Source organism: Rhodoferax sp. LS1P39, assembly GCF_056521425.1.
In genome coordinates this window covers 46,443-72,321 of sequence record NZ_JBWMAV010000004.1, presented here as the reverse complement: position 1 = coordinate 72,321, position 25,879 = coordinate 46,443, and the positions used below count along the sequence as shown (strand labels likewise).

23 protein-coding genes are annotated in these 25,879 nt (G+C 64.8%); 15 read left to right on the top strand and 8 right to left on the bottom strand.

What is annotated here, in order from left to right; genetic code table 11:
- Nucleotides 1-27: 27 nt before the first annotated feature.
- Complete coding sequence (gene scpA / locus AC097O_RS09000) at nt 28-2,187, bottom strand: methylmalonyl-CoA mutase (RefSeq protein WP_479592465.1); 2,160 nt, start codon at nt 2,185-2,187, stop codon at nt 28-30.
- Nucleotides 2,188-2,296: 109 nt separating this feature from the next.
- Here scpA and AC097O_RS08995 point away from each other — a divergent pair, with 109 nt between their 5' ends.
- Nucleotides 2,297-2,932 carry a GntR family transcriptional regulator gene (locus AC097O_RS08995; RefSeq protein ID WP_479592464.1) on the top strand — a complete coding sequence of 212 codons (636 nt, stop codon included), beginning with the start codon at nt 2,297-2,299 and terminating at the stop codon, nt 2,930-2,932.
- 472 nt (nt 2,933-3,404) lie between these two features.
- On the top strand, nt 3,405-7,229 hold the full coding sequence (locus AC097O_RS08990) for a hybrid sensor histidine kinase/response regulator (RefSeq protein ID WP_479592463.1): 3,825 nt from the start codon (nt 3,405-3,407) through the stop codon (nt 7,227-7,229).
- A gap of 85 nt (nt 7,230-7,314) precedes the next feature.
- Here AC097O_RS08990 and AC097O_RS08985 read toward each other — a convergent pair whose 3' ends face one another.
- The gene (locus AC097O_RS08985) at nt 7,315-7,851 is read right to left on the bottom strand and encodes a cytochrome b/b6 domain-containing protein (protein WP_479592462.1); all 537 of its coding nucleotides are present in this window, start codon (nt 7,849-7,851) and stop codon (nt 7,315-7,317) included.
- Between the two features lie 14 nt (nt 7,852-7,865).
- Nucleotides 7,866-8,123 carry a PepSY domain-containing protein gene (locus AC097O_RS08980; protein ID WP_479592461.1) on the bottom strand — a complete coding sequence of 86 codons (258 nt, stop codon included), beginning with the start codon at nt 8,121-8,123 and terminating at the stop codon, nt 7,866-7,868.
- Between the two features lie 150 nt (nt 8,124-8,273).
- On the opposite strand from AC097O_RS08980, the gene AC097O_RS08975 reads away from it, so the two are divergent.
- Together AC097O_RS08975 and AC097O_RS08970 are read left to right on the top strand one after the other, a co-directional pair.
- Nucleotides 8,274-8,939: a response regulator gene (locus AC097O_RS08975; protein ID WP_479592460.1), complete on the top strand. Its 666-nt coding sequence runs from the start codon at nt 8,274-8,276 to the stop codon at nt 8,937-8,939.
- Nucleotides 8,936-10,291, top strand: a complete 1,356-nt coding sequence (locus AC097O_RS08970; RefSeq protein WP_479592459.1) for a sensor histidine kinase — start codon at nt 8,936-8,938, stop codon at nt 10,289-10,291. The genes AC097O_RS08975 and AC097O_RS08970 overlap by 4 nt, the downstream gene beginning before the upstream one ends.
- 9 nt (nt 10,292-10,300) lie before the next feature.
- On the opposite strand, the gene AC097O_RS08965 is transcribed toward AC097O_RS08970, so the two are convergent.
- Together AC097O_RS08965 and AC097O_RS08960 are read right to left on the bottom strand one after the other, a co-directional pair.
- On the bottom strand, nt 10,301-11,383 hold the full coding sequence (locus AC097O_RS08965; RefSeq protein ID WP_479592458.1) for a PA0069 family radical SAM protein: 1,083 nt from the start codon (nt 11,381-11,383) through the stop codon (nt 10,301-10,303).
- A gap of 117 nt (nt 11,384-11,500) precedes the next feature.
- A complete protein-coding gene (locus tag AC097O_RS08960) occupies nt 11,501-13,435 on the bottom strand; it encodes a propionate--CoA ligase (protein WP_479592646.1) in 1,935 nt (644 codons plus the stop codon).
- 88 nt (nt 13,436-13,523) lie between these two features.
- On the opposite strand from AC097O_RS08960, the gene bktB reads away from it, so the two are divergent.
- From bktB to AC097O_RS08935, 5 genes are all read left to right on the top strand, one after another.
- Nucleotides 13,524-14,708 carry a beta-ketothiolase BktB gene (bktB, locus tag AC097O_RS08955; RefSeq protein ID WP_479592457.1) on the top strand — a complete coding sequence of 395 codons (1,185 nt, stop codon included), beginning with the start codon at nt 13,524-13,526 and terminating at the stop codon, nt 14,706-14,708.
- 3 nt (nt 14,709-14,711) lie between these two features.
- A complete protein-coding gene (locus AC097O_RS08950; RefSeq protein WP_479592456.1) occupies nt 14,712-15,275 on the top strand; it encodes an MOSC domain-containing protein in 564 nt (187 codons plus the stop codon).
- Nucleotides 15,276-15,423: 148 nt separating this feature from the next.
- Entirely contained in the window at nt 15,424-16,389 is a 966-nt protein-coding gene (locus AC097O_RS08945) for a GGDEF domain-containing protein (RefSeq protein ID WP_479592455.1), read from the top strand.
- Entirely contained in the window at nt 16,386-16,808 is a 423-nt protein-coding gene (locus AC097O_RS08940; RefSeq protein WP_479592454.1) for a BLUF domain-containing protein, read from the top strand. Before AC097O_RS08945 ends, AC097O_RS08940 begins: the two co-directional genes overlap by 4 nt.
- 15 nt (nt 16,809-16,823) lie before the next feature.
- Nucleotides 16,824-17,522, top strand: coding sequence for an aspartate/glutamate racemase family protein (locus tag AC097O_RS08935; protein WP_479592453.1), 699 nt, complete (start codon nt 16,824-16,826; stop codon nt 17,520-17,522).
- 70 nt (nt 17,523-17,592) lie between these two features.
- On the opposite strand, the gene dut is transcribed toward AC097O_RS08935, so the two are convergent.
- Together dut and coaBC are read right to left on the bottom strand one after the other, a co-directional pair.
- On the bottom strand, nt 17,593-18,039 hold the full coding sequence (gene dut, locus AC097O_RS08930) for a dUTP diphosphatase (protein WP_479592452.1): 447 nt from the start codon (nt 18,037-18,039) through the stop codon (nt 17,593-17,595).
- Complete coding sequence (gene coaBC, locus AC097O_RS08925; RefSeq protein WP_479592451.1) at nt 18,036-19,277, bottom strand: bifunctional phosphopantothenoylcysteine decarboxylase/phosphopantothenate--cysteine ligase CoaBC; 1,242 nt, start codon at nt 19,275-19,277, stop codon at nt 18,036-18,038. The genes dut and coaBC overlap by 4 nt, the downstream gene beginning before the upstream one ends.
- Nucleotides 19,278-19,365: 88 nt before the next feature.
- Between coaBC and AC097O_RS08920 the strand changes: the two genes are divergently transcribed.
- The 6 genes from AC097O_RS08920 to AC097O_RS08895 all read left to right on the top strand — a co-directional run bounded on the left by AC097O_RS08920 (nt 19,366) and on the right by AC097O_RS08895 (nt 24,882).
- Complete coding sequence (locus AC097O_RS08920; protein WP_479592450.1) at nt 19,366-21,033, top strand: CTP synthase; 1,668 nt, start codon at nt 19,366-19,368, stop codon at nt 21,031-21,033.
- Between the two features lie 18 nt (nt 21,034-21,051).
- Nucleotides 21,052-21,645 (top strand): Uma2 family endonuclease, encoded by a 594-nt coding sequence (locus AC097O_RS08915; RefSeq protein ID WP_479592449.1) that lies wholly within the window; start codon nt 21,052-21,054, stop codon nt 21,643-21,645.
- A 23-nt stretch (nt 21,646-21,668) separates the two neighbouring features.
- Nucleotides 21,669-22,526, top strand: coding sequence for a 3-deoxy-8-phosphooctulonate synthase (kdsA, locus tag AC097O_RS08910; protein ID WP_479592448.1), 858 nt, complete (start codon nt 21,669-21,671; stop codon nt 22,524-22,526).
- A gap of 138 nt (nt 22,527-22,664) precedes the next feature.
- Nucleotides 22,665-23,948: a phosphopyruvate hydratase gene (gene eno / locus AC097O_RS08905; RefSeq protein WP_479592447.1), complete on the top strand. Its 1,284-nt coding sequence runs from the start codon at nt 22,665-22,667 to the stop codon at nt 23,946-23,948.
- 9 nt (nt 23,949-23,957) lie between these two features.
- The gene (locus AC097O_RS08900; protein ID WP_479592446.1) at nt 23,958-24,236 is read left to right on the top strand and encodes a septum formation initiator family protein; all 279 of its coding nucleotides are present in this window, start codon (nt 23,958-23,960) and stop codon (nt 24,234-24,236) included.
- A 1-nt stretch (nt 24,237) separates the two neighbouring features.
- Nucleotides 24,238-24,882 (top strand): AAA family ATPase, encoded by a 645-nt coding sequence (locus tag AC097O_RS08895; RefSeq protein WP_479592445.1) that lies wholly within the window; start codon nt 24,238-24,240, stop codon nt 24,880-24,882.
- On the opposite strand, the gene hslO is transcribed toward AC097O_RS08895, so the two are convergent.
- Nucleotides 24,868-25,857: an Hsp33 family molecular chaperone HslO gene (gene hslO / locus AC097O_RS08890; RefSeq protein WP_479592444.1), complete on the bottom strand. Its 990-nt coding sequence runs from the start codon at nt 25,855-25,857 to the stop codon at nt 24,868-24,870. The two genes, AC097O_RS08895 and hslO, sit on opposite strands and share 15 nt — an antisense overlap.
- Nucleotides 25,858-25,879: the final 22 nt, after the last annotated feature.

Sequence of the window (25,879 nt, the reverse complement as noted above, 5' to 3'; positions counted from 1 at the left end):
CATATCAATAATATATACCAATGACTTTCAGGATGCCAATGCCTTCTTGATCTGCTCCAGCACATCTTTCGCACTGGCCGGAATCGGCGTGCCCGGCCCGTAAATGCCCTTCACACCGGCGTCGTACAGCATCTCGTAGTCCTGCCTGGGGATCACGCCGCCGACGAAAACGATGATGTCGTCCGCGCCCTGCTTCTTGAGCTCGGCAATGATGGCGGGCACCAGGGTTTTGTGGCCTGCAGCCAGGGTACTCACGCCCACGGCGTGCACGTCGTTTTCAATCGCCTGGCGGGCGCATTCCTCGGGGGTCTGGAACAGCGGGCCCATGTCCACGTCGAAGCCCAGGTCGGCGTAGGCGGTGGCGATCACCTTGGCACCGCGGTCGTGGCCGTCCTGGCCGAGTTTGCTGACCATCACGCGGGGGCGGCGGCCTTGCTGTTCGGCAAATGCGGCGATCTCGCCCTTCAGGGCTTCCCAGCCTTCGGCGCTGTCGTAGGCAGCGGCGTAGACACCGGTGACCATCTGGGTGTCGGCGCGGTGGCGGCCATAGACTTTTTCCAGCGCATCGCTGACCTCGCCCACGGTGGCACGGGCGCGGATGGCGTTGATGCTCAGGGCCAGCAAGTTGCCTTCGCCGGATTCTGCTGCAGAAGTGATAGCTTCCAGCGCTTGTTCCACCAGCACGGAGTCGCGTTTTTGCTTGATATTTTGCAGGCGGGCGATTTGCCCATCGCGCACCGCCACGTTGTCGATGTCGCGGGTTTCAATCGCGTCCTCGGTCTTGAGCTTGTACTTATTGACCCCCACGATCACATCCTTGCCACTGTCGATGCGGGCCTGCTTGTCGGCAGCGGCGGCTTCGATTTTCAGCTTGGCCCAGCCGCTGTCCACGGCCTTGACCATGCCGCCCATGGCATCGACTTCTTCGATGATCTTCCAGGCGGCATCGGCCATGTCCTGGGTGAGCTTTTCCATCATGTAGCTACCAGCCCAGGGGTCGATCACGCTGGTGATGTGGGTTTCTTCCTGGATGATGAGCTGGGTGTTGCGGGCGATGCGCGCGCTGAATTCGGTGGGCAGGGCAATGGCTTCGTCGAAGCTGTTGGTGTGCAGGCTTTGGGTGCCGCCAAACACCGCGGCCATGGCCTCGATGGTGGTGCGCACCACGTTGTTGTACGGGTCTTGCTCGGTCAGGCTCCAGCCGCTGGTCTGGCAATGGGTGCGCAGCATCAGGCTCTTGGGGCTTTTGGCGTCAAAGCCTTTCATGATGCGGCACCACAGCAGGCGGGCGGCGCGCATCTTGGCTACTTCGAGGTAGAAGTTCATGCCCACGGCCCAGAAGAAGCTCAGGCGGCCCGCGAAGGCATCCACGTCCAGGCCCTTGCCCAGCGCGGTTTTGACGTATTCCTTGCCATCGGCCAGGGTGAAGGCCAGCTCCAGCGCCTGGTTGGCCCCGGCTTCCTGCATGTGGTAGCCCGAAATCGAGATCGAGTTGAACTTGGGCATGTGCTGCGCCGTGTACTCGATGATGTCGCCAATGATGCGCATGCTGGGCGCGGGCGGGTAGATGTAGGTGTTACGCACCATGAACTCTTTAAGCACATCGTTCTGGATGGTGCCGCTGAGCTGGTCTTGCGCCACGCCCTGCTCTTCGGCGGCCACCACGTAGCCTGCCAGCACCGGCAGCACCGCGCCGTTCATGGTCATGGACACGCTCACCTTGTCCAGCGGGATCTGGTCGAACAGGATCTTCATGTCCTCCACGCTGTCGATGGCCACGCCCGCCTTGCCCACGTCGCCGGTCACACGCGGGTGGTCGCTGTCGTAGCCGCGGTGGGTGGCCAGATCAAACGCCACGCTCACGCCCTGCCCGCCCGCGGCCAGGGCCTTGCGGTAAAAGGCGTTGGATTCTTCGGCGGTGGAGAAGCCCGCGTACTGGCGGATGGTCCAGGGGCGCACTGCGTACATGGTGGCCTGCGGGCCACGGATGTAGGGCTCAAAACCCGGCAAGCTATTAGTGTGCGGCAGGCCTGCGGTGTCTTCGGCGGTGTACAGCGGCTTGACGGTAATGCCGTCCGGCGTGTGCCAGTCCAGCGCCGACACGTCGCCACCAGGGGCCGATTTGGCGGCGGACTTGGCCCATTGCGCCAGGCTGGCGGGGCTGAATTCAGGTTCTGTGTGGCTCATATCGGGTGCTTTGCGGATGCTTTGGACGGGGCTTTGCTGCGATGCAACAGAGTTTAATGCATCCATAATTATAAATTCAGAATTATTTAAGTCGCGTAGAATTTAGAATATGGCCGTGACTACCCTGACCCCCCGCGCACTCTACGAAGAAGTAGCCGAGCTGCTGCGCCAGCGCATTTTTGACCGCACGCTGGAGCCCGGCAGCTGGATCGACGAGCTCAAGCTGGCCGAGGAATACGGCATCAGCCGCACGCCCCTGCGCGAAGCTTTAAAGGTGCTGTCCACCGAAGGCCTGGTGACCATGAAGGTGCGGCGCGGTGCCTATGTGACCGAGGTGTCCGAGACCGACCTGGCCGACGTGTACCACCTGCTGGGCCTGCTGGAATCCGATGCCGCCGGGGTGGTGGCCCAGCGCGCCACGCCCGAGCAACTGGCCGATCTGCAGGCCATCCACACCGAGCTCGAAGCTGCCGTTGGCGACCGCGAGCTGTTTTTTGCCATCAACGAGCGCTTCCATATGCGGCTGCTGGCCATTGCCAACAACCGCTGGCGCGACCAGATGGTGGCCGATTTGCGCAAGGTGATGAAGCTCAACCGCCACAACTCCCTGCTCAAATCAGGCCGCATCCAGGAGTCGCTGCGCGAGCACCGCGCGCTGATGCAGGCGCTACAGGCCCATGACGCGCCGGTGGCCACCCAGCGCATGCTGGAACACTTCCAGAACGGGCTGGCTGCCGCCGCCTGATACCGCCATGCCACCGCCTCCGGGGCGGCTGCAATAAGCCTGATCTCTGGCTTGCTGAGCCTGGACACACCAAGTCCGGCGCGGCGATTGCTACTATTTTTATAACTGCTCGTGCTTACCAAATAAGCGCGAATGGCCTATTTCTTATAAATTTCCGAACCTCCGGCAAGCGGCCTGGTCCCGGCATGTTCGCGCATTCGATTAGTTACTGAATGTCTTTTCAGCTAAGCTCTAGTGCGCCCCGTTCATTCTTGACCATGCCTTGTCCGCAGGAGTGCCATGCCCTCTCACCCGTTCCACGCTGCCCGGTGGCGGCGATGCGCCAAACCGTCCCCGTTGCGGCACCTCCATCGCGCTCCTGCCCGTCAATAAAATGTCCGCTTTTCGCCTACTCCATCAGCGCAACCAGCTATAGAATAAATAGCATGCTGTCGTTGGCCATGTCCCACCCACCCTGCCCCCGCCCAACACCATGCGCACCTGGTTGAACCGTTGGCAGTTGTGGCACAAGTTCGCCCTGTTGGGCGTATTGGGCCTGTTGATGCTGGCCCCGCCGGTGTGGCTGTATGTGCGTGAATCCAGCACCGCCATCCGGGCCCTGGAGCGCGAGCACGAGGGGCTGGAGCCGGTGCGTACCGTGCTGGAGGCCATCACCCTGCTGCAACGGCACCGCACGCTGGCCGCGCGGCTGCACCCTGGCGATACCGAAACCCCGGTCTCCATGCTGCTGGCCCGCTCGCAGATCGACCGGGCGATGACCCAGGTCAAAGACTTGCTGCCCCGCATCAAGACCAACCAGATCGAGCTGCTCTGGAACAACACCGTCGCCCAATGGAACTACCTGCAGCTCATTCTGGACACCCCGGATGTGGCGCCCAGCCTGGTCCATGACACCCACAGCAATGCCATCGGCCAACTGTTGAAGATGCGCTACCAGTTGGTGGACGATTTCGGCTTCAGCCTGGATGCGCAGGCCCCCACCTACCTGCTCGGCCGCGCCGCCCTGGTCGAATCGCTGGACCTGCTGGAATCCCTGTCCAAGGTGCGCGACAAAATCCTGCTGCTGCAGGCGCAAAAGCAGGTCACCCCCGAAGAAAACACCCAACTCGTCACCCTGCTCAGCGGCATCAACGAAGACTTCGACCGCCTGCAAAACACCCTGGACAAAGCCACCCAGAACGACCCCGTGCTGCATGCCGAGCTCAGCCAGCCCTTGCTGAACCGCGTGCACTGGCAGCAGATCCACCCCCGGCTGTACCCGGAAATCGCCAGCGGCATCCAGAGGCAACGGGTCAGCGCCGACGACATGGCCGTGCTGGACGACATCCTGGCCTCGCAAACCGCCTTCAGCAATGCCGCGCTGCAGGCCCTGCAGCGCAAGCTGGACAGCCGGCTGCAGGTGCTGACCCAGACCCAGCACGCCTTGGCCGCCGGCATCGTGGCGCTGGCGCTATTTCTGGTCGGGCTGGCAGCGCTGGTGGCGCGCTCCATCACCCGGCCCTTGCTGGAGGCCGTGGACATTGCCCGCCAGGTGGCCGAGGGCACACTGGCCGTCGACCTGGAAAAGCAGGTGGGTGCCGTGGCCCACCCTGGCAACGAAACCGGCCACCTGCTGCAGTCCCTGTACGCCATGCACCGCAGCCTGGCGCAAACCCGTGCCGAGCAGCTGGTGGGCGAGCAGCAGGTGGCACTGGCGCTGCGCGAGCAGCAGGTGATCTTTGAAACCGTCAGCCTGGGCATTGTGTTTGCCGTGGGCCACTCCATCCAACGCTGCAACGCCGCCATGGAAAGCATGTTTGGCTACCCGGCAGGCGACCTGGTGGGGCGCGGCACCAAGGAACTGTTCCTCAGCGCCCAGGACCTGGCCGCCGTGGGCCGCCGGGTCAATGCCGCCATGCGCGAGAGCGGCCGCTTCTCCAGCGACGTGGAGCTGCGGCGCAAGGACGGCAGCGCCCTGTGGGTCCACACCTACGGCCAGGCCATCGACGTGGACGACCTGCACCAGGGCGTGGTGTGGGTGTATGAGGACATCTCCGAGCAGCGCATCGCCGCCGAAGAACTGCGCCAGGCCAAGGATGCCGCCGAGCTGGCCAGCAAAGCCAAGAGCGACTTCCTGGCCAATATGAGCCACGAGATCCGCACGCCCATGAACGCCATCATCGGCATGAGCCACCTGGCCCTGAAGACCGACCTGGACCCGCGCCAGCGCGACTACGTCAGCAAGATCCGCCAGTCGGGCCAGCACCTGCTGGGCATCCTGAACGACATCCTGGACTTCTCCAAGGTCGAAGCCGGCAAGCTGGAAATCGAGCGCACCGCCTTCGACCTGGAAGAAGTGCTGGCCAATGTGGTCAACGTGGTGGCCGACAAGGCCCAGGCCAAGAACCTGGAGCTGGTCTGCGACCTGCCCGCCAGCGTGCCCCTGCAACTGGTGGGCGACCCGCTGCGGCTGGGCCAGATCCTCATCAACTACACCACCAACGCCATCAAGTTCACCGAGCGCGGCGAAATCCACATCACCGTGCGCCTACAGGCCCAAAGCGATAGCGGCGTGGTGCTGCGCTTTGCGGTGCGCGACACCGGCATCGGCCTGAGCGATGAACAAATTGGCCGCCTGTTCCAAAGCTTCAGCCAGGCCGACACCTCCACCACCCGCCAGTACGGCGGCACCGGCCTGGGCCTGGCCATCAGCAAGAACCTGGCCGCGCTGATGGGCGGCGAAGTCGGCGTGGAAAGCGTGCTGGGCGAGGGCTCGACCTTCTGGTTTACCGCCGAGCTGGGCCTGGGCGAGCGCCGCGCCCGCCCGCAACTACCCGGCAGCGGCAGCCTGCGCGGGCGGCGCGTGCTGGTGGTGGACGACAACGACTCCGCCGCCACCGTGCTGGTCCACATGCTGGAGAACATGGGCTTTGCGGTGCATGCCGTCTCCAGCGGGGCCCAGGCGATTGCCGCGGTGCAGTCCCAGGCCGCCAACGCCACCCCGTTCGAGGTGGTGATGATGGACTGGCAAATGCCCGGCATGGACGGGCTGGAGGCCATCCACCATCTGCGCGCGCTGCAGCTGCAACCCACGCCGCACACCGTGCTGGTCACCGCCTACGGGCGCGAAGAAGTCATCCAGAACGCCCACGCCGCCCAGGTGACCGACGTGCTGCTCAAACCCGTGGGCGCGTCGCTGCTGTTCGACACCATGGTCAACGCCCTGGGCCACGCCCGCACACAAGACCGCCGCGCCCGCGCGCCCGGCATCAGCACGGCCATGGCAGCGCTGGACCCGGTACGCGGCGCGCACATCCTGCTGGTGGAAGACAACGACCTGAACCAGCAGGTCGCCTCCGAGCTGCTGCAGGACGCGGGCTTTACCGTGGATGTTGCCGACAACGGCCTGATCGGCGTGGCCATGGTCGGCCAGACCGCCTACGACCTGATCCTGATGGACATGCAGATGCCGGTGATGGACGGCGTAACGGCCACCCGGGAAATCCGCGCCACCGGCCTGTACCCCGAGCTGCCCATCGTCGCCATGACCGCCAACGCCATGCAAAGCGACCGCGACCGCTGCCTGGCCGCAGGCATGAACAGCTTCGTCGCCAAGCCCATCGAGCCCGACGACCTGTGGCGCGCACTGGCGCAGTGGATACGCCCGCGCGAAGGCCTGGGCAAGAGCCTGGGCGAACCCCGCCCCCCGCCTGCCACGCCAGCACCCAGTGCCGAAGCCGCCGAGATTCCCACCCACATTGCGGGGCTGGACACCGCGCTGGGCCTCAAACGGGTGATGGGCAAGCAGTCGCTGTACCTGGGCATGCTGCGCAAGTTCAGCACCGGCCAGGCCCAGGCCACCCAGCAAATCACCGAGGCCCTGGAGGCGGCAGACAGCACCACCGCCGAGCGCCTGGCCCACACCCTCAAAGGCGTGGCGGGCAACATCGGTGCCAGCGATCTGCAGCACGCCGCCGGGCTGCTGGAAGCCGCCATCCACGACGGGCAGCCCAGCGCCGCCCTGCTGGAGCCCGTGCGCCACCAACTGGCCGCGCTGGTCACCGCCTTGCAGGCCGCCCTGCCCGCCCCCGCCGCGCTGACCGACATGGACCAGGCCCAACTGGCCCCCGTGCTGGCCCAGCTGCGCAGCCTGCTGGCCGAAGACGATTCCGATGCCTCCGAGCTGTTCCAGCAACACAGCAGCCTGCTGCAGGCCGCGCTAGGCCATGCCCACGCCACCGTGGCCAGCGCCATGGCCGAGTACGACTTTGAAGCCGCGCTCCAGGCGCTGAACGCAGCCGTGCCCGCTGAGGCCTAGCGGGCACCTAAAAAACAAACGAATAGTGCCTCCAGCGCTTATTCCATAAGCACAACAAGCTATAAGATATATAGCGATTGATCTCTTACCACCACTCCTTGGTGCCGGTAAACATGGCCTTCACCAGGCGGGTGCGTTCGATCCGCCCCATCACCAGCGCGGCCACGGCGTGCAGCCCGGCGAAAGACACCAGGGTGGTGGCCAGGGTGGCGTGCAGGTCTTGCAGCCATTCTTCGCCCCAGAAAGCATCCAGGGTCTGCATCCAGCCGGTGGTGCCCACGGCCAGCACCAGGCCCAGCAGGGCCAGGATCATCAGACCACCCAGCGGGTTGTGGCCCGGGTGACCGCCGTGCTGGCCACTGCGCAACTGGCGCAGATGGTCGCGCAGGCGTTGGGGGGTGGGCACAAAATCGGCAAACCGGGCATGGCGCGACCCCACAAACCCCCACACGATGCGTGCCAACACCAGCGCAGTCACGGCATAGCCGGTCCATTGGTGCAGGGTTTCGCCGTCGTCCAGCACCGCATAGTTCAAGACGATGCCGGTGACCAGCGACCAGTGGAACAGGCGCACGAACCGGTCCCACACGGGGGCCGAGCGGATGGTGGGGTGGCGTGCCATGCTTACGCTCCGGCTTACTTGGTTTCCAGCACCGCAGCGGTCACGGGGTCGAAGTAGATTTCGACCTTCTTGCCTGCCTTGTCAAAGCCGTAGATCTCGTAGCACTGGCCTTTGCTGACCTTGAAGGTCTTGATCTGGTAGCCCTGGGCTTCCAGGCCTTTTTTGAAGTCGGCCTCGGCCATCCAGGTGGCCTTGGGGGCAGTGCAGGTGGGGCCGGCCATGGCAACACCGGACAGGGCGAGGAGCATAGAAGCGCAAATAATCGTTTTCATGGTGGTTTCCAAAAGGTTGAAATGCCAGCGTGTGCTGGTGGATGGATTGCAACCTGCGAACATGAAGCGCACCTGAATGCAGATAAGTTGCGCCCTTCAGCGGGCCTTAATCTGGCCCGTGCCCAATGCAGGATTTGCCCTGGGAGCGGTATGCGGGTTTTGCTGGTGGAAGACGATGTGGCGCTGGCCGAGGCCGTGGCCTCGCACCTGCGGGGCAAAGGCTTTGCGGTAGACCCCGTGGCCAGCCTGGCCAGTGCCCGGGCCGCCTTGCCGGTGGCCGACTGGGATGCGGTGCTGCTGGATTTGCACCTGCCCGACGGTGACGGCCTGTCGCTGATCCCGCTGGTGCGCCGCAAGTCGGCCGAGATCCTGATCGTGGTGCTGACCGCCCGCGACCAGGTGTCAGACCGCATCCGGGGCCTGGATGCCGGGGCCGACGACTACCTGGTCAAACCGTTTGACCCCGACGAGCTGCTGGCCCGGCTGCGGGCGGCCGAGCGGCGCAAAAGCGGCGGCGCCTCGTCGCGGGTGCAGCTGGGCAGCCTGGAGATCGACCTGGCCGCCCTGTCGCTGACCCAGCACGGCCTGCCGGTGGTGTTGACCGCCAAGGAATGGGCGCTGCTACGGGTGCTGGCATCGCGCCTGGACCGCATCCACAGCAAGGAGTCGCTGCAGCACGCGCTGTACGACTTCAATGAAGACATCGGCTCCAACACCCTGGAGGTGTTCATCTACAACCTGCGCCGCAAACTGGGGGCCGACTGCATCCAGACCATACGCGGCCTGGGCTACCGCCTGACCCAGGCCGCGCCATGAGCCTGGCCCAGCCCAGCCTGACCCGCCGCCTGACCCGCTCCCTGCTGTGGTCCATCGCACTGGCCTGGACCGTGGTGGCCTGCAGCAGCGCCTGGTATGCCCAGGTGGAAATCAACGAGAACATGGATGCCGCACTGGTCGATAGCGGGCACCGCCTGCTGGGCATGGCGCTGCACGAACTCACGCCGCTGGCAAAACCCCACGCCGCCCCCACCGACAAAGTGCAGCGCGGCGACACCGCATTTGCCGAGGACTACCTGGCCTACCAGGTGGTCGACAGCGCAGGCCGCGTGCTGTTGCGCTCGCAAGATGCCCCGGCCACCCCCTGGGTAGCGGGCCAGCGCAACGGCTTTACCACCCTGCCCCAGTGGCGCGTCTACAGCTACCAGCACCCCGAGCAAGCACTGGCCATCCAGGTGGCCGATACGCTGGCCCACCGCAAAGAGGCCCAGTGGGAAATCACCGTATGGCTGCTGGTGCCGGTGGTGGCGGTGCTGCCGGTGCTGGCGCTGTGGATCCCGTGGACCATCCGCCGCCAACTGGCACCGCTGCAGCACATCAGCACCCAGATCGGCCTGCGCAGCGGGCACAACCTGGCGGCTATCCCCGGCACCGCGCTGCCCGCCGAGCTGCAAACCATTACCAACAGCATGAACCGCCTGCTGGCCCGTCTGGCGGACGCGCTGGACACCGAGCGCGCCCTGGCCGCGAATGCCGCGCACGAGCTGCGCACCCCCCTGGCCACCACCGTGCTGCGCCTGCACGCCCTGCTGGATTTGCCGCTGCAGCCCCCCGCCCGGCTGGAAGCCACGCGCGCGCTGGACTCGCTCAACCAGCTCAACCGCCGGGCCGAAAAGCTGCTGCAAATGTCCCGCGCCGAATCGGCCGCCTCCCTCAGCGACGCAACCGTCTGCCTGGGCAGCCTGGCGGGCACGGTGGCGCAGGAGTTCTGGGCCCAGGCCGGCGTGCTGGACCGGCTGCACCTGCACGTGCCGCAAGAGCAGGAGCATGTGCAGGATGTGCAGGCCCGGGGCGACTTCGACGCGCTGGCCATCGTGCTGCGCAACCTGGTGGAAAACGCGCTGCGCTACAGCGATGGCAGCGCCGTGCACATCACCGTAGAGGCACCCGCCACCCTGCGCGTGCGCGACCTGGGCCCGGGCCTACCGCCCGAGATGCTGGAGCGCGTGCGCCACCGGCATGTCAAAAACACGCCCAACGCCGCAGGCTACGGCCTGGGCATGTCGATCGTCACCACCATCGTGGCGCGGCACCAGGGCCGCCTGGAACTGGCATCGCCCCCGCCGGGGCAGGCCCACGGGTTCGAGGCGGTGGTGCGCCTGCCGGGCTGATACACCGCTTCAAAACAAGCTCTCCTGCCCCGACAGCAGCCCGGGGCGGAACTGCCCCACATCCAGCACCACCCGCTCGCGGTTCAGGCCCAGCTTGGCGCAGGACTTGTGGAAGCGCTGGCGCAGCAGGTCGGCCCACAGGCCGCTGCCTTTCATGCGGGTGGCGAAGTCGGCGTTGTAGTCCTTGCCGCCGCGCATGTCCTGGATGCGGGCCATCACCCGGTCGGCGCGCTGCGGGTAGTGCAGCTGCAGCCACTGGTGAAACAGCGGAGCTACCTCCCAGGGCAGGCGCAGCACGGTATAGAAGGCAGTGCGGGCACCGGCCTCATAGGCGGCGGCCAGCACCTGCTCCATGTCGTCGTTGATGAACGGAATCTGCGGCCCCACGCTCACGCCCACCGGCACGCCCGCGTCGGCCAGGGCGCGGATGCTGCGCAGGCGGCGGTGCGGTGCGGCGGCGCGTGGCTCCAGCGTGCGGGCCAGGGCGGCATCCAGCGTGGTGATGGTCACGTACACGGCCGCCAGATTCCGCGCCGCCATGGGGGCTAGCAGGTCCAGGTCGCGCTCCACCCCGCTGCCCTTGGTGACCAGCGCCAGCGGGTGGTGGCAGCGGTGGGCCACGGCAATCGCGCTGCGGGTCAGGCGCAGTTCGCGCTCGATGGGCTGGTAGCCGTCGGTCACCGTGCCCAGGGCCAGCATCTGCGGCACGTAGTTGCGGGCTGCCAGCTCGCGGGCCAGCACCTCGGCCAGGTTGCGCTTGGCGATGATCTTGGTTTCAAAGTCCAGCCCCGGCGACAGGTTCAGGTAGCTGTGCGTGGGCCGGGCGTAGCAATACACGCAGCCGTGCTCGCAGCCCCGGTAGGGGTTCAGGCCGTAGTCGAAATAGATGTCGGGCGAGTCGTTGCGGGTGATGGCGCTGTGCGCGTCTTCCCAGATCACCTGGGTGGCCAGGGGCTGGCGGGGCTCGGCATCTTCGAGCGTGCCCCAGCCGTCGTCGAACGCGGCCCGGTCTTCGCTGCTGAAGCGGTGCGCCAGGTGCGTGGCCGTGCCCCGGCCTTTGATGGCGGTGATGGGGATGACCGTGTCGGTCATGTCCGCCCCTGCAGGTTTTTTATGAACAAAATAGGCCTCCAGCGCTTATTCCTTGGGCGCGACAAGCTATTTATTCAATAGCAACATACTGGTTATGTATCCAGTATATTGCAAGCCCTACTGTTTGCCAACCAGCTCCTTGATCTGCTGCAGGGCCGACGGGTCGTCCATGGTGGTCAGGTCGCCGGGGTCGCGGCCTTCGCACACGGCTTGCACAGCGCGGCGCAGCAGTTTGCCGCTGCGGGTTTTGGGCAGCAGGTTCACAAAGGTGACGCGGGCCGGGCGGGCCACGGCCCCCAGGTCTTTGTCGACCAGGCGCATTACATCGGCTTCGAGCAGGGCACGGGCGGCCTCGCTGTCCAGCAGGCTGGCATCCTTGACCACCGCAAACGCCATGGCCACCTGGCCTTTGAGCGCATCGGCCACGCCGACCACCGCCACCTCGGAGATGTTGGGGTGGGCGGCGATGCTCTCTTCGATTTCGCGGGTGCCCAGGCGGTGCCCGGCCACGTTGATCACGTCGTCGGTACGGCCCAGGATGAAGAAATAACCATCGGCATCGCGCACGCCCCAATCAAAGGTGCTGTAAACCATTTTGCCGGGCACGCTGGACCAGTAGGTTTGCACAAAGCGGGCATCGTCGCGCCACACGGTTTGCAGGCAGCCGGGGGGCAGTGGGCCCTCGATGGCGACCACGCCCTTCTGGTTGGGGCCGGTGAGTTCTTCGCCGGTGGCATCGTCGAGCAGCTTGACGTTGTAGCCATACACCGCCTTGCCCGGCGAGCCGAACTTGGTGGGGGCCGACTCCACGCCGTTGCACAGGGCCAGGATGGGCCAGCCGGTTTCGGTCTGCCAGTAGTTGTCGATGATGGGCTTGCCCAGGGCCTGGCTGATCCAGGTGGCGGTGGGCTCGTCCAGCGGCTCCCCAGCCAGGAACAGCGCGCGCAGGCTGGACAGGTCGTACTTGGCCATCAGCGCCGGGTCTTGTTTCTTGAGCACCCGCACGGCGGTGGGCGCGCTGAACATCACCGTGGCCTGGTACTTCTCGACCAGGCTCCACCAAATGCCGCCGTCGGGTCGGGTCGGCAGGCCCTCGTACAGAATAGTGGCCATGCCGCCGATCAGCGGGCCGTAGATGATGTAGCTGTGGCCCACCACCCAGCCAATGTCGCTGGTGCAAAAAAAGGTTTCGCCGGGCTTGCCGCCGTAGATGTGCTTGAGGCTGGCGGCCAACGCCACGGCGTAGCCACCGGTGTCGCGCTGCACGCCTTTGGGCTTGCCGGTGGTGCCGCTGGTGTACAGGGTGTAGCTGGTGTGCGTGGCATCGACCCAGGCGCAGGGCACCACAGTTTCCAGGTGTTTTTGCCGCTCTGTGCTCCACAGATGGTCACGACCAGCTACCAGATCCATAGCAACCAGCCCGCGGTCTACCAGCAGCACGGCGCCAGGTTTGTGCTTTGAGAGGCGGATGGCTTCGTCCAGCAGCGGCTTGTAGGCCACGGCTTTGCCGCCGCGCGAACCGGCATCGGCGCTGACCACCAACACCGGCTCGGCATCTTCAATCCGCGAGGCCAGCGCACCCGAGGCAAAGCCACCAAACACCACCGAGTGGATGGCGCCGATGCGGGCGCAGGCCAGCATGGTGAACGCGGCCTCGGCCACCATGGGCATGTAGACCAGCACGCGGTCGCCTTGGGCCACGCCCAGGCCCAACAGCACGGCGGCCATGCGCTGAACTTCGGCGTGTAACTGACGAAAGCTATAAACGGTTTCTTCGCCCGTCTCGGTGGAGACAAAAATCAGCGCCCGCTGGTCGGCCCGGTCTGCAAGGTGCCGATCCACCGCGTTGTGGCACAGGTTGGTGGTGCCGCCCACAAACCATTTCGCAAACGGCGGGTTGCTGTAATCGCACACCTGCTGGGGTGGGGTCTGCCAGTCGATCAGCCGGGCCTGCTCGCTCCAGAATGCGTCGCGCTCGCTGAGGGAGCGCTGGTAAAAGTCTGCATACGCCTGCATATTTGTCTCCGGTTTGTTTGAATTTGCATTCATAATTATGAATGCAGAACTGGCTGGAAACTGACTTGAACAGCCCTCCCTGGCACCACCCACCCTCCTCTTTCACCATTTACAAGGAATCTCCATGGCCCGCGAAGTTGTTGTTGTTAGCGCCGTACGTACCGCAATCGGAACCTTTGGCGGCAGCCTGAAGGACATCCCGCCCATCGACCTGGCCGCCCAGGTGGTGCGCGAGTCGCTGCTGCGCGCCCAGACCGAAGGGGCCGACGTAGGCCATGTGGTGTTTGGCCATGTGGTCAACACCGAGCCGCGCGACATGTATTTGTCGCGTGCGGCCGCCGTGCTGGGCGGCTGTGGCGAGGGCACGCCCGCCTACAACGTGAACCGCCTGTGCGGCTCTGGCCTGCAGGCCATCGTCAACGCGGCCCAAAGCATTTTGCTGGGCGATGCCGACATAGCGATTGGCGGCGGAGCCGAAAACATGACCCGCGCCCCCTACGCCGCCCTCAGCGCCCGCTGGGGCCAGCGCATGGGCGACGCCAAGCTGACCGACATGATGATTGGCGCGCTGCACGATCCCTTCCACAACATCCACATGGGTGTCACCGCCGAAAACATCGCCAAAAAATGGGGCATCAGCCGCGAAGACCAGGACGCGCTGGCGGTAGAGAGCCACCACCGCGCCGAGCGTGCCAGCGCCGCCGGGTACTTCACCAGCCAGATCACGCCCGTGGTGCTGAAAAGCAAAAAAGGCGATACCCAGTTTGCCAGCGACGAACATTTCCGCACTGGCGTGACCCTGGCCGATATGGCCAAGCTCAAACCCGCGTTTGCCAAGGAAAACGGCACCGTCACCGCCGGTAACGCCTCGGGCATCAACGATGCCGCCGCCGCCGTGGTACTGATGGACGCGGCCACCGCCAAAGCCCGGGGCCTGCAGCCACTGGCCCGCCTGGTGGCCTACGCCCACGCCGGGGTGGACCCGCAGTACATGGGCATAGGCCCGGTGCCCGCCACGCGCCTGGCGCTGCAAAAAGCCGGGCTGACGGTGCAAGACCTGGACGTGATCGAGGCCAACGAGGCCTTTGCCGCCCAGGCCTGCGCCGTGAGCCGCGACCTGGGCCTGGACCCGGCCAAGGTGAACCCCAACGGCTCGGGCATCTCGCTGGGCCACCCTATCGGTGCCACCGGCGCGCTGATCACCGTCAAGGCCTTGTACGAGCTGCAACGCACCCAGGGCCGCTACGCGCTGGTGACCATGTGCATCGGCGGCGGCCAGGGCATTGCGGCGATTTTCGAGCGCTGCTGATCGGTGCAGGTCAGCCAGGTCAACACCGGCACCGCCCGTCCGCTGATGGCCGGTGGGCGGCGCGTGCTGTCGGGCATTGGCAAGCACGCAGTGGCGGAGCCGGTGGCCGTGGGCCGCCTGGGGCTGGCGGGCGACGAGCAGGCCGACCTCAGCGTGCACGGCGGGCTGGACAAGGCGGTGTATGCCTACCCCGGCGAGCACTACGCCTTCTGGCAAGCCCAGCGGCAGGCCCAGGGTGTCAGCCTGTTTGACGAAGACCTGCCGCCCGGTTTTATGGGCGAAAACCTCACGCTGCAAGGCCTGCTGGAGCCGCAGGTGTGGGTGGGCGATACGCTGCATTTCCCCGACTGCAGCCTGCGCGTCACCGAGCCGCGCCAGCCCTGCTTCAAGTTCAACGCGGTCATGGGCTACGCCGGGGCCGCGCGTGACATGCTGCGCAGCGGGGCCTGCGGGTTCTATCTGGCGGTGGTGCAGCCGGGCAGCATCGCGGCGGGCCAGGCTTTTACGCTGGAGCCGGGCCGTCGAAGCCTGGCGATTGCGGTGGCTTTTACCGGTGGGCAGCGCTGACTTGGCGCAAGGCGGTTACGGGCCGGGTTTAAAAAAATAACGGGCTCACCCCTCCCACTGTAAAGGCCCATGGAGTAGCATCGCGCAGGCCCACAGCCACGGTGCTGGTGCTGTGGCGGCTTCCATTGCACATTCCACTCTTAGGCCTATGCGACTAGCCGAACCCATGCAGGGCATTGACCAGGCCCTCCAGATCCTGTGCCATGGCATGGATTTCACGCCTGTCCCTTTGCTTGTCTCCAAGGTCACGAGCCCGGCCAACAGGGCGGCTGGGGGCCACCGCCAGCAGTTCTTTCTGAACAAGGCCTTTACCGACCAGCTGGGCTACACCCTGGCCGACATCCCCGACACCGACAGCTGGTTCAAAAAAGCCTACCCCGATCCCGATTACCGGGCCAGCGTGATCGCCGGCTGGCAAAACAAGATTGAAGAGAGCCTGGAAAAAGGCCTGCCCACCGCCGAGCTGCAGGCCCTGGTGCAGTGCAAAAATGGCAACAAACGCTGGTTCATCGTCACCGTCGAACTCGCCTCGCCGCTCTGGCCCGACTACTACATGGTGGCGTTTCGCGATGTGCACGACCTGTGCCACGCGCTGGAAGAAAACAACCGCCTGTCGCGCACCGACACCCTCACCGGCCTGCCCAACCGGCGCGAAGCCCAGGAGCGGCTGGAGCACGAGTGGCGGCGCTACCAGCGGATGGAGTCGGAGTTTTCGGTGCTGCTGTGCGATATCGACCACTTCAAGAGCGTGAACGACCAGCTCGGCCACCCGGCGGGCGACATGGCCTTGCGCGCGGTGGCCCAGCAACTCGCCCAAACCTGCCGCACCGTAGACTGCGTGAGCCGCTGGGGCGGTGAAGAATTTCTCATCATCCTGCCTGCCACGCCCATCCACCACGCCGCCGACCTGGCCGAACGCCTGCGCTGCAACATCGCCGCGCGCACCATCGACGCGGGCCGCAGCCAGCTCTCGCTGCGCCTGAGCATTGGCTGCGCCAGCATGCTGCCGCGCCAAAGCATCGACCTGCTGATCGACCGCGCCGACACCGCCCTCTACCGCGCCAAGGCCACGGGCCGCAACCGGGTCTGTACCGCACTGATCCACGCGGTATGAACCTGCTGCTCGCCCTGGTGTATGTCAGCTCTGCCCGCCAGCCGCTGGACGAGCCCGCGCTGGAGCGGCTGCTGCTCACCGCCCGCCTGCGCAACCAGCAGGACGCGCTGACCGGCGTGCTGCTCTACAACGGCGGCAACTTCATGCAGTACCTCGAAGGCCCGGCCGACGCCGTGCGGCGCACCTACCGGCGCATCGCGGCCGACCCGGCGCACGGTAATCTGATCGAGCTGCTGATGGAGCCGATTGCCCGGCGCGGCTTCACCAGTTGGGACATGGGTTTCGCGCGGCCCACCGCCTCCGAGATGCTGACCCTGTCCAACGCGCGCTGGAAGCACACCGGCCACGCGGGCCGCGACACGGACGCACCTGAGGGCATCCAGTTGCTGCACAGCTTCTGGCACACTGCCCAGCGCTAACTTCTCCTTGGACTTATGAAAACCATCGGCCTCATCGGCGGCATGAGCTGGGAATCGACCATTCCCTATTACCGCCAGATCAACGAAACCGTCAAACAGCAGCTCGGCGGCCTGCACTCGGCCAAAGTCATTTTGTTCAGCGTCGACTTCCATGAGATCGAGCGCCTGCAGCACGTAGGCGACTGGGATGCCGCCGGGGCGGTACTGGCCGATGCCGCCCGTGCCCTGGAGCGTGCCGGGGCCGACGGCCTGGTGCTGTGCACCAACACCATGCACAAGGTGGCGGCCGCCATCGAGTCCGCCGTGCCCATCCCGCTGCTGCACATCGCCGACCCCACCGCCACGGCCATCCAGGCCGCAGGCTTCACCACCGTCGGCCTGCTCGGCACCCGCTTCACCATGGAGCAAGATTTTTACCGCGCCCGCCTGGAAACCCGCCACGGCCTGCGCGTGCTGGTGCCCGGCGCGCCCGAGCGCGACACCGTGCACCGCATCATTTACGAAGAGCTCTGCCTGGGCCAGACCCTGCCCGCCTCCCGCGAGGCGTACCGGGCGGTGATGGCGCAGTTGGTCGCCCAGGGCGCGCAGGCCATCATCCTGGGCTGCACCGAGATCAGCCTGCTGGTGGATGCCCGCGACAGCAGCGTGCCGCTGTTTGACACCACGACCATCCACGCCGTCAGTGCGGCAGAGTGGGCCTTGCAGGCCGCTTGATTTTTTAGCCAAAAGTGCCGCTGGCGCTTATTCCATCAGCGTGAGCCGCTACTAAAGCAGTAGCAAGCTTTTAAGCCTTGCCGGTAGACCCGTAGCCGCCCTCGCCGCGCTCCGAGGCGGGGAATTCGGTGACCACGTTGAACTGCGCCTGCACCACCGGCACGATGACCAGCTGGGCCAGGCGCTCCATGGGTTCAATGGTGAAAGGCACGCTGCTGCGGTTCCAGGCGCTGACCATCAGCTGGCCCTGGTAGTCGCTGTCGATCAGCCCCACCAGGTTGCCCAGCACGATGCCGTGCTTGTGGCCCAGGCCCGAGCGCGGCAGGATCATGGCGGCAAAGCCGGGGTCGGCCAGGTGGATGGCGATGCCGGTGGGCACCAGCTTCCAGGCATTTGCGGCCAGCACCAGGGGCTCATCCAGGCAGGCCCGCAGGTCCAGGCCCGCGCTGCCAGGGGTGGCATAGGCGGGCAGTTGGTCCGCCATGCGTGGGTCGATAATTTTCAGGTCGATGATCATTTTTGGAATCGGTTGGCAATCTCGGCGACCAGTTGGCGCGCGAGGGTCAGTTTGGAGGCGTGCGGCAGTTCGGTGGCGCGGTGCGCATCGACCAGCAGCAGCGCGTTGTGGTCTTGGCCAAAGGTGGCCGGGCCGATGTTACCCACCAGCAGCGGCACGCCTTTGCGGGCACGCTTGGCCTGGGCGTTGGCCAGCAGGTCCTGGCTCTCCGCCGCAAAGCCTACGCAGAACAGCGCGCCACTGAGTGCGCGGGCCGATTGGGCCACCGTGGCCAGGATGTCGGTGTTCTCGACGAACTGCAGTTGGGGCGTGGCGCCCGTGCCGTCTTTCTTGATCTTGTGGTCAGCGGCATGTGCAGGCCGCCAGTCGGCCACCGCCGCAGTTGCTATAAATACAGTAGCTTGTTGCGCCGATGGAATAACGGCTTCGAGCATATTTTGTGCTGATTTCACATCGATGCGGGTGACCCCACGCGGGGTCGGCAAGGCCACCGGCCCGGCCACCAGCGTGACCTCGGCCCCGGCCTCACGGGCGGCGCGGGCGATGGCAAAACCCATCTTGCCGCTGCTCAGGTTGGTGATGCCGCGCACCGGGTCGATGGCCTCATACGTGGGCCCGGCGGTGACCAGTACGTGCTGCCCGGCCAGGGTCTTGGGCTGGAAAAAGGCAATCACGTCCTCCAGCAGCTCGGCGGGCTCCAGCATGCGACCGTCGCCCGTTTCGCCGCAGGCCTGCTCGCCCGTGCCTACGCCCAGAATCACCGCGCCGTCGGCCTGCAGTTGGGCCATATTGCGCTGGGTGGCGGGGTGGATCCACATCTCGCGGTTCATGGCGGGGGCCACCAGCAGCGGCACCGACTGCATCGGGCGCGCCAGGCACAGCAGGCTCAGCAGCTCGTCGGTGCGGCCCTGCACCAGCCGGGCAATAAAGTCGGCGCTGCAGGGGGCAATCAAAATCAGGTCCGCCTCGCGGCTCAAATTGATGTGCGGCATGTTGTTGGGCTCGCGCGCGTCCCACTGCGATCCATAAACAGGCCGGTTGCTCAGCGCCTGCATGGTCACCGGGGTGATGAACTGCGTGGCCGCCTCGGTCATCACCACCTGCACGGTGGCCCCGGCCTTGACCAGCAGGCGGCACAGCTCGGCCGATTTGTAGCAGGCAATGCCGCCGGTCAGGCCCAGCACGATGTGCTTGCCTGCGAGATCGCCGTCTGCCAAGGAAGGTGTGTTGGGGTTCATGGCGGGCAATGTAGCAGAGCAGAACCGCTAGATTCACACCCTTATAATCACCATTTCCACCTCCTCGGGATTACGTCCCGACTTTGAGATGACCAAATTTGTCTTCGTCACCGGCGGTGTCGTGTCTTCCCTGGGCAAGGGAATCGCTTCAGCCTCTCTTGCAGCACTCCTCGAATCGCGGGGACTCAAAGTCACCCTGATCAAGCTGGACCCCTACCTCAACGTAGACCCCGGCACCATGTCGCCGCTGCAGCATGGTGAGGTCTTTGTGACCGACGACGGCGCAGAAACCGACCTCGACCTCGGCCACTACGAGCGCTTTGTTGAGACGCGCATGCGCAAGTCCAACAACTTCACCACCGGCCAGATCTACAAGAGCGTGCTCGACAAAGAGCGCCGTGGCGACTACCTGGGCAAGACCGTGCAGGTGATTCCGCACGTGACCAATGAAATCCAGGAATTCATCAAGCGCGGTGCCCGTTTTGGCGAGCCTGACGCGGTGGACGTGGCCCTGGTGGAAGTAGGCGGCACGGTGGGTGACATCGAGTCCCTGCCCTTCCTGGAAGCCGTGCGCCAGATGAGCCTGAAAATGGGCCCGAACAACACCGCCTTCGTGCACCTGAGCTACGTGCCCTGGATTGCCGCCGCGGGCGAGCTCAAGACCAAACCCACCCAGCACACCGCCAAGCAACTGCGCGAAATCGGCATCCAGGCCGACGTGCTGCTGTGCCGTGCCGACCGCCCGATTCCCCAAGAAGAGCGCTCCAAGATCTCGCTGTTTGCCAACGTGCCCGAGTGGGGCGTAATCTCCATGTGGGACGTGGACACCATCTACAAAGTGCCGCGCATGCTGCACGAGCAGGGCCTGGACGGCCTGATCTGCGACAAGCTGCGCCTGAACACCCCGCCCGCCAACCTGAAGCGCTGGGACGACTTGGTGTATGAAACCGCCAACCCGCGCGGCGACGTCAACATCGCCATGGTCGGCAAGTATGTGGACCTGAGCGACAGCTATAAGTCGCTGAACGAAGCCCTGCGCCACGCCGGCATGAAAAACCATGTGCGGGTGAAGATCAGCTACGTCGATTCCGAAACCATTGTCCCCGACACCGTGGACACGCTGGCGGCGTTCGATGCCATTCTGGTGCCCGGCGGCTTTGGCAAACGCGGCATCGAAGGCAAGATTTGCGCTGCCCGCTTCGCCCGCGAGCACAAGGTGCCCTACCTGGGCATCTGCCTGGGCATGCAGGTGGCGACCATCGAATTTGCCCGCCACGTGGCGGGCCTGGCGGATGCCAACAGCACCGAATTCGAGCCCGCCACTCCGCACCCGGTGATCGCGCTGATCACCGAGTGGAAAGACACCGACGGCAGCATCAAGACGCGCGACGAAAACTCCGACCTGGGCGGCACCATGCGCCTGGGCGCGCAAAGCTCCGACGTAGCCCCCGGCACGCTGGCACACAGCATCTACGGCGACGTGGTGACCGAGCGCCACCGCCACCGTTTTGAAGCCAACGTGCACTACCTGGACCGCCTGCGCGATGCCGGGCTGGTGATCTCGGCCCTGACGCAGCGCGAGCAACTCACCGAAATGGTCGAGCTGCCGCAAAGCACCCACCCCTGGTTTGTCGGCGTGCAGTTCCACCCCGAGTTCAAGTCCACGCCCTGGGACGGCCACCCGCTGTTCAATGCGTTTGTGAAGGCGGCGGTAGAGCACACGCCTTCGGCCCAAAAGACCAAAACTGCCAAGTAAGGAGCCAGGAGCACCGCCATGGGATTCGCGCAAAAACTACCCTACTACATCCAGCCAGCAGACTATTTGCTGCTAGAAGAGAAGGCTGAGTTCAAGCACGAGTATCTCGATGGCGTGATCTACGACTGGCAAGGCGCAGGGCCTTGGGGCATGGCGGGCGGCAGCATTCCGCACGGTCGAACCATCCTGAACACCGTCGTATCGCTTCACCGCCAATTGGGCAAGCAGCCCTGCATGCTGCTGTCCAGCGAGGTGCGGCTCCACACCGCCGACCAGTCGGCGTATTTTTATCCCGACGTGGTCATCACCTGCAGTGCAGCCGACCGCAGTCGCAATGATGCAATCTCTGAACCCACCCTCGTCGTGGAAGTGCTCAGCCCGTCCACCGAAATGTTTGATCGGGGCGACAAGTTCAAGGTGTACCGCAGTTTTGAAACCCTGCAAACCTATGTGCTGATCTCTCCGGAGCGCCGCACGATCGAGGTATTTAGCCGCGCCAACAACTGGCTGGCCACACCTGGTCAACAGAAGGCATTGCTTGGAACCGAATGCCTGGATCTGCACGCCTTGGGCCTCCAATTGATCGCTGGTGACGTATTCGACACCCTCTGAGTCCACCCTACTCTTTAAAAGCCATGCAACTCTGTAACTTCACCATCGGCCTGGACCAGCCTTTCTTCCTCATCGCAGGCCCCTGCGTCATCGAGTCCGAGCAGTTGCAAATGGACACTGCGGGCACCTTGAAGGAAATCACCAGCGCCTTGGGTATTCCGTTCATCTTCAAGAGCAGCTTCGACAAGGCCAACCGCAGCAGCGGCAGCACTTTTCGCGGCCCCGGCATCGACAAGGGGCTGGAGATTCTGGCCAAGGTCAAGCGCGAACTGGGCGTGCCGGTGCTGACCGACATCCACGACGAATCGCAAATTGCCCAGGTCTGCAGCGTGGTTGACGTGCTGCAAACCCCGGCCTTCCTGTGCCGCCAAACCGACTTCATCCGCGCCGTGGCACAAAGCGGCAAGCCGGTGAACATCAAGAAGGGCCAGTTCCTGGCCCCGGGCGACATGAAAAACGTGATCGACAAGGCCCGCGCTGCCGCGAAGGAAGCCGGGCTGGAAACCGACAACTTCATGGCCTGCGAGCGCGGTGCCAGCTTTGGCTACAACAACCTGGTCAGCGACATGCGCAGCCTGGCCATCATGCGCGACACCCTGGCCCCGGTCGTGTTCGATGCCACCCACTCGGTGCAACTGCCTGGCGGCAACGGCACCAGCAGCGGCGGTATGCGCGAGATGGTCCCCGTGCTGGCACGTGCCGCCGTGGCTGTGGGCGTGGCCGGTGTGTTCATGGAAACCCACCCCGACCCCAGCAAAGCCATGAGCGACGGCCCCAACGCCGTGCCCCTGAAGCACATGCGCGCCCTGCTGGAAACCCTGGTGGCACTGGACCGCGTAACCAAAAAGAACGGTTATCTGGAAAACAGCTTTTCCGCGTAACTACGGGTCTGCAATAGTTACAACCCGCGAACAATCGGCGCTCTGACGCGTGCGCGACACCAAAGCCATGCAAGAATTCGGGGCTGCGTCAATGGCTTGCCGCCGGCCCAATTTTTAACCATCCAAGGAAGACAAAAAATGAGTGCAATTGTTGATATCGTCGCCCGCGAAATTCTGGACTCGCGCGGCAACCCCACCGTTGAATGCGATGTGCTGCTGGAATCCGGCACCATGGGCCGTGCGGCCGTGCCGTCGGGTGCGTCTACCGGTTCGCGCGAAGCCATCGAGCTGCGCGATGGCGACAAGAAGCGCTACCTGGGCAAGGGCGTGCTCAAGGCGGTTGAGCACATCAACACCGAAATTTCCGAAGCCATCCTGGGCCTGGACGCTTCCGAGCAAGCCTTCCTGGACAAGACCCTGATCGACCTGGACGGCACCGAAAACAAATCCCGCCTGGGCGCCAACGCCATGCTGGCCGTGTCGATGGCCGTGGCCCGCGCCGCTGCCGAAGAATCCGGCCTGCCCCTGTACCGCTACTTCGGCGGCATGGGCGGCATGCAAATGCCTGTGCCCATGATGAACGTGGTCAACGGCGGCGCGCACGCCAACAACAACCTCGACCTGCAAGAGCTGATGATCATCCCCGTGGGTGCCCCATCGTTCCGCGAAGCGCTGCGCTACGGTGCCGAAGTGTTCCACGCCTTGAAGAAAATCCTGCACGACAAGGGCATGAGCATTGCGGTCGGCGACGAAGGCGGCTTTGCCCCCAACGTGCCCAGCCACGAAGCCGCCATCCAGATGATTCTGGAAGCCATCACCAACGCGGGCTACGTGCCCGGCGAGCAGATCGCCCTGGGCCTGGACTGCGCCGCTTCCGAGTTCTACAAGAACGGCAAGTACGAGCTGGCCGGTGAAGGCTGGTCGCTGACCAGCCAGGAATGGACCGACATCATGGCTTCGTGGGTGGACAAATACCCCATCATCAGCATCGAAGACGGCATGGCCGAAGGCGACTGGGATGGCTGGAAGATCCTGACCGACCGCCTGGGCAAGAACGTGCAAATCGTGGGCGACGACCTGTTCGTCACCAACACCAAGATCTTGCAAGAAGGCATCGACAAGGGCATTGCCAACTCGATCCTGATCAAGATCAACCAGATCGGCACCCTGACCGAGACCTTCGCCGCCATCGAGATGGCCAAGCGCGCCGGTTACACCGCCGTGATCAGCCACCGCTCGGGCGAAACCGAAGACTCCACCATTGCCGACATCGCCGTGGGCACCAATGCGGGCCAGATCAAGACCGGCTCACTCAGCCGTTCGGACCGCATGGCCAAGTACAACCAGCTCTTGCGCATCGAAGAAGACCTGGGCGACGTGGCCACCTACCCCGGTCGTAAAGCCTTTTACAACCTGAAGTAAGGTCCGCCCATGGCTTCCCGTGTAGTCCCCATCGTCTTACTGGCTTTGCTGGCGATACTGCACGGGCAGCTGTGGTTTGGGCGCGGCAGCATCTCGGAGGTGACGCGTCTCCAGCAAAAGCTGGAGACGCTGCAGGAGCACAACGCCCAGGCGCAGCGGGTCAACGACCAGCTCGGCGCCGAGGTGCGCGACCTGAAAGAAGGCCTGGAAATGGTCGAAGAACGTGCCCGTTTCGAGCTGGGCATGGTCAAGTCCAACGAAATTTTCGTGCACATTTCGCCAAAGTAAGTTGATCAAAATCGCTTTGCTGGGTGCCGAGAGCACCGGCAAGACCCAGATGGCTACGGCCATCACCGCCACCCTGCGCAGCCAGGGCCACAGCGTTTCCCCCATTTCTGAGACATTGCGCCTGTGGTGCGATGCCGCAGGCCGTACGCCGCGGGCCGACGAGCAACAAGGCATTGCCCAGGCGCACACCGAGCGCATCGCCCAAGCCCCCGACGCCACCTATTTGATAGCCGACACCACGGCGCTGATGACCGCGGTCTACAGCGATCTGCTGTTTGGCGACCACAGCCTGTACGCCGCCGCTCTGGAGCAGCAACGCAGTTTCGACCTCACCCTGGTGATGGGCCTGGACCTGCCCTGGGCCGCCGACCCGCAGCGCGACGGCCCGCACAGCCGCGCACCGGTGGATGCCGCCCTACGCGCTGCACTGGCCCGGGCAAATCTGCCCTACCAGGTGGTCTACGGCAAAGACCAGGCCCGTACCCGCAACGCGCTGCATGCTATTGAATCCGTAGCTGCTCACGCCGATGGAATAAGCGCCAGAGGTCGATTTTCCTCAAAAAGCACGCCCTGGGCCTGGAACTGCGAAAAATGCAGCGACCCGGCGTGCGAGCACCGGCTGTTTACCGCCCTACTGCACCGCTGACGGCCCGGGCAAGCTTGCGTCTGGCGTGGTGAACAGCTGCGCCGCATCCACCGCGTCAAAACGGTACTGCTTGCCGCAGAACTCGCAGGCCACCTCCACCTCGTTGCGCTCGGCCAGAATGCCCTCCACCTCGTCGGTGCCCAGGCTGCGGATCATCGCGCCCACGCGGTCGCGGCTGCAGGTGCAGGCAAACTTGGGCGCAGTGGGGCCGATGTGCGGGCTGAACATCAGCACTTGCTCTTCCCAGAACAGGCGGCGCAGGATGGTGTCCACGTCCAGCGTCAGCAGCTCTTCGCGCTTCAGGGTGCCGGCCAGGGTGGCGATGCGGTTGTAGTGCTCGTTGAGGCCAATCTCGTCCTCATTGGCCTCACTGGTCACACTGCCGGCCAGGTTCTTTTCGCCCTGTACCGGCAGGCGCTGGATCAGCAGCCCGGCGGCCACGTTCTCGTCGGCGGCCAGCACCAGCAGGGTGTCGAGCTGCTCGCTTTGCAGCATGTAGTGCTGCAGCACGTCGCTGAGCTTTTCCAGTTTCTCGTGCTGGTCGCCAAACAGCGGCACCACGCCCTGGTAGGGCTGCTGGCCGGGGAACTTGTCCTTCGGGTCCAGCGTGATGGCGCAGCGGCCCTGGTTGTCCACATTGACCATCTGGCTCAGCGTGGCATCTACCGGCACCTCGCCCATCACGCTGGCGGTGGTGCGCAGGCTGAAGTCGGGCTGCACTTCCACCACGGCCAGCTTGACCGGGCCGTCGCCAAAAATCTGCAGCACCACCGCGCCGTTGAACTTGATGTTGGACTGCATCAGCACGCCCGCGGCCGTCATTTCGCCCAGCAGCTCGGCCACCGGCGCGGGGTAGGCCCCGGTGGTGGTGTTGGAGGCGCGGCGGCGCAGAATTTCCTGCCAGGCATCGGTCAGGCGCACGATGCAGCCGCGTACGGGCAGGCCGTCGAAGATAAATTTATGGAGTTCAGACACAGGGGATTCCTAACTTTGTACA